The sequence below is a fragment of the Streptomyces sp. NPDC127092 genome (assembly GCF_042722475.1).
Classification (GTDB): Bacteria; Actinomycetota; Actinomycetes; order Streptomycetales; family Streptomycetaceae; genus Streptomyces.
The window spans coordinates 118,768-131,592 of sequence record NZ_JBHXFE010000011.1; the positions used below are offsets into that span (position 1 = coordinate 118,768).

Sequence of the window (12,825 nt, forward strand, 5' to 3'; positions counted from 1 at the left end):
TGGGGGCCTCTCTGGGGAGTGGGTTGGGGGGAGGAGACTGCTCCCACCGCAGAGGACCTCGTTCGTGGGGAAAGAAGCGCGGAGAACGAAGCGCCCCGCGCCCCCCCCCCCCTCGTTGCGGGCCGCCCCCACGGCGGGGGTCACTTGCCGTACGCCATCATCGTCTTGGTCTCCTTCTCCGCCTTGTCGTTGGAGGCGGAGACCCGGCCGGCCGCGATCACGAACGAGCCGTTGGAGTACGCGTACCCGGCGTCGTAGAAGGAGCTCTCCAACGACGAGACCGCGGCCTGGTGCTGGAGCAGCGTCTTCGGCGCGCCGCCCGTCGGGGCGAGCGTCGCGACCGCGCCGCCCGCGTCGTAGCGCGGCTCGACGTAGAGCAGCACCTCGGAGCCCTCCATGCGCAGCGGCGTCATGGTCTGCTCGCCGGGCGCCTTGGAACGCCACTTGGGCTTGCCGGTGTTGAGGTCGAAGGCGATGACCTCGTTGGGCGTGCCGTACTCGGTGTCGGTCGCCATGTAGAAGGTGTTCTGGTCGGCGGCGACGCCGGTGCAGCCCTGGAGGTTCTTGCCGAAGACGACGAAGGTGCCGCCGCAGCGCGGGGCGAACTTGTCCTTGCCGCCCTGGATCTGCGAGCGCTCCTTGCCGTCGGCGGTGAGCGAGAAGATCGCCCACTTCTTCTGCTCGCGCTGGGTGGCGGAGACGACCAGCGGGTCGACGGAGTAGACCCTGTCGACCTCCCACGTCGCCTGGAGCTTGAAGCTCCACTTGGCCTTGCCCGTGTTCGGGTCGACCTCGCTGATCTCGTGCTGCTCCTTGCTCACGTCGCCCGACGGGCACTTGGAGGCGGCGATCAGCTTGCTGCCGCCCGCGTACGCGTAGGGCTTGCAGCCACTGGCGGGGCCGGTGAAGAGCTGCTTGCCGTCGGTGAGCGAGAAGCCGTAGGCGGAGCTGGAGCCCGAGGCGGTCACCGTGTTGCCGCCGATGGCGAGGGTGTTGTCGGAGAAGGCGAAGAGGCCGGTCGGCTTGGGGATGGACTTCTTCCAGCCCGCCTTGCCGGTGTTGAGGTCGACCTGCTGCATCTCCAGGCACTTGGCGCGGTCGCCCGCGCTGTCCTTGTAGCCGAAGACCATGAGGCCGTTCGCGGACGGCTCCGGCGGGGCGGCGCACAGCTCGTTGGGCACGTCGATGTGCCACTTGGGGGAGCCGTCGGCGAGGCTGTAGCCGTCGATGCCCTTGTACATGGCCTTGACGACGGTGTCGCCGACGATCCACGGGCCGTAGACGTCGGCGCCGTTGCGCGGCAGGTCGACGTCGTTCTTCAGCAGCCAGCTGATCTTCGCCTCGCCGTCCTTGCGGCCGGCGTTGAGGTCCTCGGGGCCGCCGTTCTCGCCGTCGCCGGAGCCGTCGCCCTTGTCGACGGACTCGGTCGGCTTCGGGCCGGTGGTGGCGGAGTTGGTCGGCTGGGCGACCGGCTCCTTCTCGTCGTCGCCGCCGACCACGAACCAGGTGCCGAGGCCGATGACGAGGGCCGCGGCGACGGCCGCGCCGATGACCAGACCCGGCTTGCCCTTGAACGGGTTCCTGCCGCCGCCCCCGGGGGCCGGCGGCATCGGAGTCGTCGGGTAGGCGCCGTACGGGCCGGGCTGCTGCTGCCCGTAGGGGCCCGGCTGCTGCGGATAGCCGTACGGACCGGGCTGCTGCGGGGCCTGCTGCGGGTACCCGTACGGGCCCGGCTGCTGCGGAGCCTGCTGCGGATAGCCGTACGGGCCGGGCTGCGCGGGCGGAGCCTGCTGCGGCGACGGCGGAGCGGCCGGAGGCGCCTGCGGCGGTACGGGCGGGGCCGGCGGCGCCTGCGGAGGCATCGGCGGCACCGGCGGGACGTTGGCCCCCGGGTTCGGGTCCGGCGCGCCGAAGCCTCCCGGCGGCTGGTTGCTGGGCGGCTGGGTCATCAGCGCTTCCCCCTTGATGTGAGCGGGTTTTCTTTCTACCACTCACGGGATGGCGCGAAAGTGACCGGTCCGTCCCTTGTACCCAAGGGAGGACCGGCCCGTGATGCCTCCGTTACGCGTCCTCTACGACTTCTCTACGCGTCCTCGGCGAGCTCCAGCCACCGCATCTCCAACTCCTCGCGCTCACCTGCGAGTTCCCGGAGCTCGGCGTCCAGTTTGGCCACCTTCTCGAAGTCCGTGGCGTTTTCGGCGATCTGGGCGTGCAGCTTCCGCTCCTTGTCGGAGATCTTGTCGAGCTGTCGCTCGACCTTCTGCAGCTCCTTCTTCGCGGCGCGCGCGTCGGCGGCCGACAGGCCCGGCTTCTGCTGTGCGGCCGGCGCGGCGGGCGCCGGGGCGGCGGCCTCGATCATCTTCTGCCGCCGCTCCAGGTACTCGTCGATGCCGCGCGGCAGCATCCGCAGCGTCTGGTCGCCGAGCAGCGCGAAGGTGCGGTCGGTGGTGCGCTCGATGAAGAACCGGTCGTGGGAGATGACGATCATCGAGCCGGGCCAGCCGTCGAGCAGGTCCTCCAGCTGGGTCAGGGTCTCGATGTCGAGGTCGTTGGTGGGCTCGTCGAGGAAGAGGACGTTGGGCTCGTCCATGAGCAGCCGCAGCAGCTGCAGCCGCCGCCGCTCGCCACCCGACAGGTCACCGACGGGCGTCCACTGCTTCTCCTTGCCGAAGCCGAACTGCTCGCACAGCTGACCGGCGGTCATCTCGCGGCCCTTGCCGAGGTCGACCCGGTCGCGGATCTGCTGCACGGCCTCCAGGACCCGCAGCTGGGCGGGGAGTTCGGTGACGTCCTGCGAGAGGTACGCGAGCCGCACGGTCTTGCCGACGACCACGCGGCCGGCGGCGGGCTGGATGTCGCCCTCGGTGACGGCGGCGTCGGCGAGCGCCCGGAGGAGCGAGGTCTTGCCGGCGCCGTTGACGCCGACCAGGCCGATGCGGTCGCCGGGGCCGAGCTGCCAGGTGAGGTGCTTGAGCAGCGTCTTCGGCCCGGCGGTGACGGTCACGTCCTCCAGGTCGAACACGGTCCTGCCGAGCCGGGCGTTGGCGAACTTCATCAGCTCGCTGGTGTCGCGGGGCGCGGGCACGTCCGCGATGAGCGCGTTGGCGGCCTCGATGCGGAAGCGCGGCTTCGACGTCCGGGCGGGCGCGCCGCGGCGCAGCCACGCCAGCTCCTTGCGGACCAGGTTCTGCCGCTTCGCCTCCTCGGTGGCGGCGATCCGCTCGCGCTCGGCGCGGGCGAAGACGTAGTCGGAGTAGCCGCCCTCGTACTCGTAGACGGAGCCGCGCTGCACGTCCCACATGCGGGTGCAGACCTGGTCGAGGAACCAGCGGTCGTGGGTGACGCAGACGAGCGCGGAGCGCCGGTTCTGCAGGTGCCCGGCGAGCCAGGCGATGCCCTCGACGTCGAGGTGGTTGGTGGGCTCGTCGAGGACGATCAGGTCCTGGTCCTCGATGAGCAGCTTGGCGAGCGCGATGCGCCGCCGCTCGCCGCCGGAGAGCGGACCGATGACGGTGTCGAGGCCCTTCTCGAAGCCGGGCAGGTCGAGCCCGCCGAAGAGCCCGGTGAGCACGTCGCGGATCTTGGCGCTGCCGGCCCACTCGTGGTCGGCCATGACGCCGATGACCTCATGCCGGATGGTGGCCTTCGGGTCGAGCGAGTCGTGCTGCGTGAGCACCCCGAGCCGCAGCCCGCCGCTGTGCGTGACGCGCCCGGTGTCGGCCTCCTCCAGCCTGGCGAGCATCCGGATGAGGGTGGTCTTGCCGTCGCCGTTGCGCCCGACGACACCGATCCGGTCCCCTTCGGAGACGCCGAGCGAGACCCCGTCGAGCAGCGCACGGGTGCCGTACACCTTGCTGACGGACTCGACATTGACCAGGTTGACGGCCATTTCACTCCTGTGGCGGGGGATCGATCGACGTCCAGGGTAGACGGAGCCGCGAAACGTACGGCGCCGTCACTCTTTGTGATGACGTAGTCGTGATCCTGGGGCTACCGTGGACAGGCAGGCCGAAGAATCCCGTCCATGGGAGGAACCATGACCGCCGAGCCGACGACCAGGCCGACCGCTGAGTCGGCTCCCGCATGGCCGGTGCCGCCTCGCGAGGGCTGGACGGTGGACGACCTGGACACCCTGCCCGGCCTCCCGCCGCACACCGAGTTGATCGACGGGAGCCTGGTCTTCGTGAGCCCGCAGCGCCGTTTCCACAACATCGTGATCCGACTGCTGACGAACGGACTGGCCTCCGCCGCTCCGGCGACGCACAGGGTCTACAACGAGATGACGGTGGTCATCGACCGCAGCAACGGCCCCGAGCCCGATGTCCTCGTCGTCCGCAGGGAAGCCGTCAAGGGCCTGCGGCAGACCTCTTATCCGGTCGCCGACGTCCTGTTGGCCGTCGAGGTCGTCTCCCCCGACTCCGAGTCCCGGGACCACGACACCAAGCCCCGCAAGTACGCGGCGGCGGGCATCGAGCACTTCTGGCTGGTCGAGATGGAGGGCGAGGACGATCACGCCGTCGTACGGGTCTACGAGCGCGACCCGGTCACCAAGACGTACACCTGTACGGGCGTCCACCGCGACCGGCTGAAGCTGTCGGTCCCCTTCGACATCGACATCGACCTCACCGAGATCGACGAAATGTAGTCCCTTCCACCAGCACCCACCCCGCCACCGTCATCGCCACGGCCACGGGCGCCGACACGCGGATGGCGATCAGGGTGGCCGTGTGGCCCTCCAGGAGGCCGCCGAAGCCCGTCATCGACAGTCCGAGGACCCCCAGCAGGGCCAGCGTGATGCCGAGGGCCGCGAGCGAAGCGGGAGGGGAGTCCCCCCGGCCGGAGGCCGGGGAAGGTCCGCCCGCGGCGGTCGCCGGGCCGGGCGGGACCGGGGACTCGAAGCGGCGGAACACGGCGACCAGCAGGCCGGTCAGGAGCGCCGCCGCCGCGATCCGCAGCGGGACCTGCGCCCACCACCCCGCCGTCGCCGGCTCGGGCAGCCGGACACCGAGGGCGAGCAGCGCCCCGTACACGCCGAGCATCGCCGTCAGGTGCCACAGGAACGCGGTCATCGCGATCCCGTTCGCGGCGACGACCCCGCGCCACACCCGCGCCCGCGCCGTGAACCGGGCGCCCGGGCCCTTCAGGAGCTCGACCGCCCCGACCAGCCACAGGCCGTGGCAGAGCAGGGCCAGCGTCGGCGGGGCCATGTTGGAGACCTTCTCGCCCGGCATGCCGACCATGGACAGCGGATACGGCCCGAAGGCGACGAGCGCGACGGCGCCGAGCAGGCCGGCGCCCGCGAGCAGCGCCGGGCGGCGGATCATCCCGTCCGCCCGCAGGAAGCCGAGCTGGTGGACCGCCAGCCAGACGAGCGCGAAGTTCAGGAACTCCACGTACGGCACGCCCGCCGCGAACCGCAGCGCGTCCACCGCCACCGCGCCCGCCGCGAGCCCGGCGAAGGCGCCCCAGCCGTACCGCCCGTGGAGCCTCAGGAGCGGCGGCGTGAAGGCGACCATCGCGAGGTAGATGCCGATGAACCACAGCGGCTGGGTGACGAGCCGCAGCGCCACCCCGGTCAGTCCGCCGTCCGCGCCCAGCAGTTGCAGCACCAGCGCCAGCGCGCCCCAGACCCCGATGAAGACCATCGTCGGCCGCAGCAGCCGCTGCAGCCGGGCCCGCAGGAACTCCGCGTACCGCGGGCGCGAGCGGTGGGCGAGGGCGTGCGAGAAGCCGCCGACGAAGAAGAAGACCGGCATCACCTGGAGCGCCCAGGTGAGGACCTGCAGCCCGGGGACGACCGCGAGCAGGTTGCCGACCTGCCCGTCGGGCGTGACGGCGGCCATCAGCCAGTGGCCGAGGACGACGACGGCGAGCGAGGCGACCCGCAGCAGGTCGACGTAGCGGTCGCGGGTCGCCGGGGTCGCGGCAGCGAGGTCACGCGCACTGAATCCCATACGGGCACGGTGCCGGTCCGGGCCGTGGCTCCGTCAGCGCTCGGATACTCAACTCGCCCGTGAGTACGGGCGGGCGCGGGTGCGGCGCCCGTGGGTGCGGATGGAGGGCCGTGGTCCGCCGCGCGGGCGACCCCGCGGCCCGGGCTCCCGACCGGTCGGGCCGGCGGTCCGTCATGTTCGTCTGCAGTCGCATCGCACCCCACGGGGTGACCCCCCACAAGGAGAGACCCATGCGTCGCACCACCCGCCTCGCCGCCGTCGCCGCGGCAGGCGCCGCGCTCAGCGTGCTCGCCGCCGGACCCGCGTCCGCCGGCGACCCGACCGTCACGGACCCGCGCGTCGTCGCCCACTTCGACTTCGCCGCCGGTCAGCAGGCGGAGAACATCGCCCTCGAACCCGACGGCTCGGCCGACGTCACCTGGGCCTTCGCCCACCAGGTCGCCCGCGTCGCCAAGGACGGCACGACCGAGGTCATCGCCACCCTCCCGGACGTGCCGGGCGGGTCGACGCCCGTCGGCGGGCCCGCCGCCACCGGCATCGCCCGCGGCAAGGACGGCACCCTGTACGTCAACTACGTCACCAACACCGCCGAGACCGGCGTCTGGCGCATCAGGCCCGGCGGCGAGCCGGAGCAGATCGGCTTCTTCCCCACGAACGCGTTCCCGAACGGGCTGGCCCTCGACGAGGAGTGCGGCACCCTCTACACCCCCGACACGACCCTCGGCGTGGTGTGGAGCCTGCCGGTGGCCGGCGGCGAACCCACGGCCTGGGCGACCGGGACCGAGCTCCGGCCCACCGCGGAGATCCCCTTCGGGGCCAACGGCGTCAAGGTCCACAACGGTGCCGTCTGGGTGACCAACACCGCGAAGGGAACGCTGCTGCGCATCCCCGTCGGCCCCGAGCCCGACCGGGCGGCCGGCCCGATCGAGACCAAGGCGACCGGGCTCCCGTTCATCGACGACTTCGCGTTCACCGGGCACGGCGACACGGTCCTCGCCGCGCTCATCGCGGACGACAAGGTGGAGCTCGTCCGCCCCGACGGCACCCACAAGACCGTGCTCACCAAGGCGGACGGGCTGGACGGCCCGACCTCCGTCGCGGTGCACGCCAAGAAGGTCTACGTGAACAGCGCGGCCTTCTTCACCCAGACGGACCCGGACCCGAACCTGCTCCTGGCCACGATCTCCAAGAACAAGCTGTAGTCAGCCCAGCAGGGTCGCCCCGGCCGCCGGGGAGGTCGCCACGCGGGCCGTCCGGCAGGTGCCGGAGGCGATCAGCGCGGCGGCGACCGACTCGGCGGACTCGGCGTCCTTCACCAGGAACGCGGTGGTCGGGCCCGAACCGGAGACCAGACCGGCCAGCGCGCCCGCGTCCGTGCCCGCCGCCAGCGTCGCGGCCAGCGAGGGCCGCAGCGACAGGGCGGCCGGCTGGAGGTCGTTGGCGAGGGCGCCCGCGAGCGCGGCGGCGTCGCCCGTACGCAGGGCGTCCAGGAGCGCCGGCGAGGCGACCGGTTCGGGCACGGCCACGCCCTCGTTGAGGCGGTCGAACTCGCCGTACACCGCGGGCGTCGACAGACCGCCGTCGGCGACCGCGAACACCCAGTGGAAGGCGCCGCCGACCGGCAGCGCGGTCAGCCGCTCGCCCCGGCCGACGCCGAGGGCGGCGCCGCCGACCAGGCTGAAGGGCACGTCGCTGCCCAGCTCGGCGCAGATCTCCAGGAGTTCGTCGCGCGAGGAGTGCAGGCCCCACAGCGCGTCGCAGGCGAGCAGCGCGCCCGCGCCGTCGGCGCTGCCGCCGGCCATGCCGCCCGCGACGGGGATGTCCTTGGCGATGTGCAGGTGCACGTCGGGCGCGATGCCGTGCCGGGCGGCCAGCAGTTCGGCGGCCCGCGCGGCCAGGTTGGTGCGGTCGAGCGGCACCTTGTCGGCGTCGGGCCCCTCGCAGGTGACCGTCAGCGTCCCGGCGGGCGTGGCGGTGACCTCGTCGTACAGGGACACGGCGAGGAAGACGTTCGCCAGGTCGTGGAAGCCGTCGGGGCGGGCGCCGCCGACCGCGAGCTGGACGTTGACCTTGGCCGGCACCCGCGCGGTCACACCCGCGCTCACGCTCGTGGCCCCGTTCGCACTCACTGCTGCTCGGCTCCCTTGTTCACGGCGTTCTCGGCGATCCGCGCGAACTCCTCCACCGTCAGTGCCTCGCCGCGCGCCTGCGGCGAGATCCCGGCCGCGACGAGGGCCGCCTCGGCCGCCGCGGGCGAGCCCGCCCAGCCGGCGAGGGCCGCGCGCAGGGTCTTGCGGCGCTGGGCGAAGGCCGCGTCGACGACCGCGAAGACCTCCTCCTTCGTCGCGGTGGTCTTCAGCGGCTCGGTGCGCCGCACCAGGGACACCAGCCCGGAGTCGACGTTGGGCGCGGGCCAGAAGACGTTGCGGCCGATGGCGCCGGCCCGCTTGACCTCGGCGTACCAGTTGGCCTTCACGGAGGGGACGCCGTACACCTTGTTGCCCGGCCGGGCGGCGAGCCGGTCGGCGACCTCGGCCTGCACCATGACGAGGGTCCGCTCGATGGTCGGGAAGCGGTCCAGCATGTGCAGCAGCACCGGCACGGCGACGTTGTACGGCAGGTTGGCGACGAGCGCGGTCGGCGCCGGGCCCGGCAGCTCCTGGACGTGCATGGCGTCGGAGTGGACCAGCGCGAAGCGGTCCTTGCGCTCCGGCATGCGCGCGGCGATCGTCGACGGCAGGGCGGCGGCGAGGATGTCGTCGATCTCGACGGCCGTCACCCGGTCCGCGGCCTCCAGGAGCGCGAGGGTGAGGGAGCCGAGGCCGGGACCGACCTCCACGACCACGTCGTCGGGGCGCACGCCGGCCGTACGGACGATCCGCCGGACCGTGTTCGCGTCGATGACGAAGTTCTGGCCCTTCTGCTTGGTCGGGCGCACGCCGAGGGCGGCGGCCAGCTCGCGGATGTCGGCGGGGCCGAGGAGGGCGTCGGGACCGTCGGGTCCGGTGGTGGTGCTCACCGGTACAGCCTACGGGGCGCCCGTGGGCCCGGCCGACGGCTCACCCCGGTCACCCGTACAGCCGGCGGCCGCAGTGGGGCCACGGGCTCGCGCCCCGCTGCACGTACAGCTTCTTCGCCCGGAAGGTCTGCTCGGCGGCGGGCGCGTTCTGGGCGACGCCGCTGCCGCCGAGGGAGCGCCAGGTCCCGGGGTCGAACTGGTAGAGCCCGCCGTAGGTGCCGGACGGGTCGACGGCGTTCGGCCGGCCGCCGGACTCGCAGGCGGCGAGCGCGCCCCAATTCAGGCCGTCGGCGCCGGCGACGGAGCTGGGCAGCGGGCGGCTGCCGACCCGGACGCGCTGGGCGACGGGCTCCCGGACGGTCTCCTCGCGGACCCGGCGCGGCTTCTGCCGGACGCCGTTGACCGTCCGCAGGGTGTACGTGACCCGGCGCACGCCCGGCACGCCCTGCCGTTCGACGACCTCGGTGCCGGCGAAGAGCTCCGGGTCGGTGGTGCGCTCGACGGCGAACGGCACGGGCTCCTCGCGGATCTCCTGCGTGCCCGTGATCCGCAGCACGGTGATCGTCTGGCCGTCGCGCGGGAAGGAGCCGAGCGGCACGGAGGTGGTGTCCTGGCCGGTGAGGGTGATCCCGGCCTCCTCGACGGCCTCGCGGACGGTGGCCGCGTTGGTGCGCACGGTCCGCTCCCGGCCGTCGGCCAGAAGGGTGACGGCGCGCTCGGTGCGGACGTCGAGGGCGAGGCCCTGCCGGGAGATGGGCGCGGAGCGGGAGACCGAGAGGTAGGCGCCCTCGGCGCGCACGCCGAGCTGGCGCAGCGCGCCGTCGACGGTGCGGGCGGTGGTCCACACCTGGCGGCGCCGGCCGTCGAGCGTGAGGGCGACGGGGCGGCCGTAGCGGACGACGATCTCGTCTCCGCTGGCGAGGGCGGCGCCGGGGGCGGGCGCGACGATGTCGTGCGCGCCGACGGCCAGGCCCTCGTCGGCGAGCAGTTCGTCGACGTCGTCGGCGAAGGTGTGCAGGGTGCGGGGCACGCCGTCGACCGACAGTCTGACGGCCTTGTCGTTGGCGACGAAGGCGCTGGTGCCGCCCGCGAGGAACGCCACGACCAGGGCCTGCGGGACGATGCGCCGCAGGCCCTCGACGGCGGGCGGGTTCGCCTTGCGGCGCCGGGCGGCCCGGCGGGCCCCGGAACGATGCGAAGTGCTCACGAGGCCGGGACCCTAGCCCCGAGGGCGATCACTCTCCAAAACGACTCGACTACCTTGTGTAACCGTTATGGATCGGTGACCGGCCGGGGCCGGCGGTCAGGAGGCGTCAGCGGAGGAGTCAGTAGTCGAAGGCACGCGCCGTGTTCGTCGCGATGGCCTCGGCCAGCTCCTCCTCCGTGATCCCGCGGACCGCGGCCATCGCCCGGACGGTCACCGGGATCAGGTACGGGGCGTTGGGGCGGCCACGGAAGGGGGCGGGCGTGAGGAAGGGCGCGTCGGTCTCGACCAGGACGAGCTCCAGCGGGGCGACGGCGAGGGCGTCGCGCAGCGGCTGGGCGTTCTTGAAGGTGACGTTGCCGGCGAAGGACATGTAGTAGCCCTTGGCGGCGCAGATCTCGGCCATCTCGGCGTCGCCGGAGTAGCAGTGGAAGACGGTCCGCTCGGGCGCGCCCTCCTCGTCGAGAACCCGCAGGACGTCGGCGTGGGCCTCGCGGTCGTGGATGACCAGGGCCTTGCCGTGGCGCTTGGCGATCTCGATGTGGGCGCGGAAGGAACGCTCCTGCGCGGCCATGCCCTCGGGGCCCGTACGGAAATAGTCGAGGCCGGTCTCGCCGACTCCGAGGACGTGCGGCAGGGCGGCGAGCCGGTCGATCTCGGTCAGCGCGTCGTCGAGGGCCGCGTCGCCTCCCGCCTCGCGGGCGCCCTGGCGCGACCAGCCGGCCTGGGGGGTCTGGGGGGCTTGCCCCCCAGAGGGAGGTGTGCCCAGGACGATCCGGGGTGCCTCGTTCGGGTGCAGGGCGACGGCCGCGTGCACGTTCTCGTGCGCGGCGGCGGTCTCGGCGGCCCACTGGGAGCCCTTGATGTCGCAGCCCACCTGGACGACCGTGGTGACGCCGACGGCGGCGGCCTTGGTCAGGGCCTCCTCCACGGTGCCGGACTGCATGTCGAGATGGGTGTGCGAGTCCGCGACCGGGACCAGCAGGGGCTCGGGCAGCGGCGGCGGGGCGTCCTTGGAACTCATGGCCCCGATCGTACGAGGGCCACGAGTTCCACCGCGAAGGAATACCGCCGGGGACTACCTGCGGGAGCGGAAGGGGCGCAGCAGGTGGGAGAGGTGCCAGTGGTGCGGGACCGGCGGCGGTTCCTCACCCGCGACGGGGATGTCCTCCGTCAGTTCCTGGCCGATGGGCCCGGCGATGGACACCGGCTTGGCCGGCCTGGCCCCGCGGCTGTGGTGCTCGGTCGCGGCCACCATGTCGAGCACCGACGACACCTGGCCCGCCCGCATGATCCGCACGACGTGGCTGCCGCAGTTCATGCAGGTCGGCCGGGACAGCGGCGAGGGGACGCGGGCCCCGTCCGCCTTGTACACGACGTATTCGTGCCCACGTGCGTCCACGTGGTGCTCTATCTCGTACGCCTGCTCCCAGCCGTATCCGCATCTCATGCAGGCGAAGGCGTACGCCTCGTGGGCCACGGGCGTTCCGGTGCCGGTGCCGGTGATCTCACTCATTCCAGCTCCTCTCCACTGAACCCAGTGGACGCCTTTTCCGGCCGGAGCGCATCAGCGCCGGAGAAACCATGGACGCCATTTGGCGTTTCCTTGCCCCGAAGGCCTTCAAGCGGCCCGCCGCCGGGTTTCCGCTTTGCCTTTCAGATTAGTCCTTTACCTTTTACGGGGCCTATCAGGAGCTGCGGATGACGGGGCCCCCGGTTTACCGGCCCTGCGGAGCCTTTCCGGTACCCGGGCCCTCCGCGTTCTTCGCCGCGACGACGGCGTCGAACACCTCGCGCTTGGGGACCCCGGCCTCCGCGGCGACCGCCGCGATGGCCTCCTTGCGCCGCTCCCCCGCCTCCTCGCGCACCCGCACCCTGCGCACCAGCTCCGCCGCGTCGAGCTCGGCGGGACCGGTCTCCGGGGCGCCCTCGACGACCACGGTGATCTCGCCGCGCACGCCCTCCTTCGCCCACTCCGCGAGCTCGCCGAGCGGGCCGCGCCTGACCTCCTCGTAGGTCTTGGTCAGCTCCCGGCACACGGCGGCCCGGCGGTCGGCGCCGAAGACCTCGGCCATCGCGGCGAGGGTGTCGTCGAGCCGGTGCGGGGCCTCGAAGTAGACGAGGGTGCGGCGCTCCTCCGCGACCTCGCGGAGCCGGGAGAGCCGCTCGCCGGCCTTCCTCGGCAGGAAGCCCTCGAAGCAGAAGCGGTCCACGGGCAGCCCGGACAGGGCGAGCGCGGTGAGCACGGCGGACGGGCCGGGCACGGCGGTGACCTTGATGTCCCGCTCGACGGCGGCGGCGACCAGGCGGTAGCCGGGGTCGGAGACGGACGGCATGCCCGCGTCGGTCACCAGCAGCACCCGCGCGCCGCCGGCCAGCGCCTCGACCAGCTCGGGCGTGCGGGCCGACTCGTTGCCTTCGAAGTAGGAGACCACCCGGCCCTGGGTGTGGACGCCGAGCGCGCGGGTGAGCCCGCGCAGCCTGCGGGTGTCCTCCGCGGCCACGATGTCCGCGTTCTCCAGTTCGGTGGCGAGCCGCGGCGGAGCGTCCGCGATGTCGCCGATGGGGGTGCCTGCGAGTACCAGCGTTCCTGTCACACGGGTCATCCTCCCAGCCCCGGCGGTGGTCCACCCAGCCCGGACAGGCGA

11 protein-coding genes are annotated in these 12,825 nt (G+C 72.8%); 2 read left to right on the plus strand and 9 right to left on the minus strand.

All coding sequences use genetic code 11. The features are described from left to right. Positions 1–140 precede the first annotated feature (140 nt). A complete protein-coding gene (locus tag ACFWJO_RS12125) occupies positions 141–1,949 on the minus strand; it encodes a PQQ-binding-like beta-propeller repeat protein (RefSeq protein ID WP_386864610.1) in 1,809 nt (602 codons plus the stop codon). Between the two features lie 134 nt (positions 1,950–2,083). After that, positions 2,084–3,889: an ABC-F family ATP-binding cassette domain-containing protein gene (locus tag ACFWJO_RS12130; RefSeq protein WP_386864611.1), complete on the minus strand. Its 1,806-nt coding sequence runs from the start codon at positions 3,887–3,889 to the stop codon at positions 2,084–2,086. Positions 3,890–4,036: 147 nt separating this feature from the next. On the opposite strand from ACFWJO_RS12130, the gene ACFWJO_RS12135 reads away from it, so the two are divergent. Next, positions 4,037–4,645 carry a Uma2 family endonuclease gene (locus tag ACFWJO_RS12135; protein ID WP_384415929.1) on the plus strand — a complete coding sequence of 203 codons (609 nt, stop codon included), beginning with the start codon at positions 4,037–4,039 and terminating at the stop codon, positions 4,643–4,645. On the opposite strand, the gene ACFWJO_RS12140 is transcribed toward ACFWJO_RS12135, so the two are convergent. Further along, entirely contained in the window at positions 4,623–5,954 is a 1,332-nt protein-coding gene (locus ACFWJO_RS12140) for an acyltransferase (protein WP_386864612.1), read from the minus strand. The genes ACFWJO_RS12135 and ACFWJO_RS12140 overlap by 23 nt on opposite strands. 230 nt (positions 5,955–6,184) lie before the next feature. Here ACFWJO_RS12140 and ACFWJO_RS12145 point away from each other — a divergent pair, with 230 nt between their 5' ends. After that, positions 6,185–7,156, plus strand: coding sequence for a hypothetical protein (locus ACFWJO_RS12145; RefSeq protein WP_386864613.1), 972 nt, complete (start codon positions 6,185–6,187; stop codon positions 7,154–7,156). Here the strand turns inward: ACFWJO_RS12145 and ACFWJO_RS12150 are convergent, their stop codons facing one another. The 6 genes from ACFWJO_RS12150 to rsmI form a co-directional block, all read right to left on the minus strand. Beyond that, complete coding sequence (locus ACFWJO_RS12150) at positions 7,157–8,059, minus strand: 4-(cytidine 5'-diphospho)-2-C-methyl-D-erythritol kinase (protein ID WP_386864614.1); 903 nt, start codon at positions 8,057–8,059, stop codon at positions 7,157–7,159. A gap of 20 nt (positions 8,060–8,079) precedes the next feature. Then, on the minus strand, positions 8,080–8,973 hold the full coding sequence (gene rsmA, locus ACFWJO_RS12155; protein ID WP_386864615.1) for a 16S rRNA (adenine(1518)-N(6)/adenine(1519)-N(6))-dimethyltransferase RsmA: 894 nt from the start codon (positions 8,971–8,973) through the stop codon (positions 8,080–8,082). Between the two features lie 49 nt (positions 8,974–9,022). Continuing rightward, on the minus strand, positions 9,023–10,180 hold the full coding sequence (locus tag ACFWJO_RS12160; RefSeq protein ID WP_386864616.1) for a ubiquitin-like domain-containing protein: 1,158 nt from the start codon (positions 10,178–10,180) through the stop codon (positions 9,023–9,025). Between the two features lie 118 nt (positions 10,181–10,298). Next, entirely contained in the window at positions 10,299–11,201 is a 903-nt protein-coding gene (locus ACFWJO_RS12165) for a TatD family hydrolase (protein ID WP_386864617.1), read from the minus strand. A gap of 54 nt (positions 11,202–11,255) precedes the next feature. Beyond that, entirely contained in the window at positions 11,256–11,693 is a 438-nt protein-coding gene (locus tag ACFWJO_RS12170; RefSeq protein WP_386864618.1) for a hypothetical protein, read from the minus strand. Between the two features lie 202 nt (positions 11,694–11,895). After that, positions 11,896–12,774, minus strand: coding sequence for a 16S rRNA (cytidine(1402)-2'-O)-methyltransferase (gene rsmI, locus ACFWJO_RS12175; protein WP_386864619.1), 879 nt, complete (start codon positions 12,772–12,774; stop codon positions 11,896–11,898). Positions 12,775–12,825: the final 51 nt, after the last annotated feature.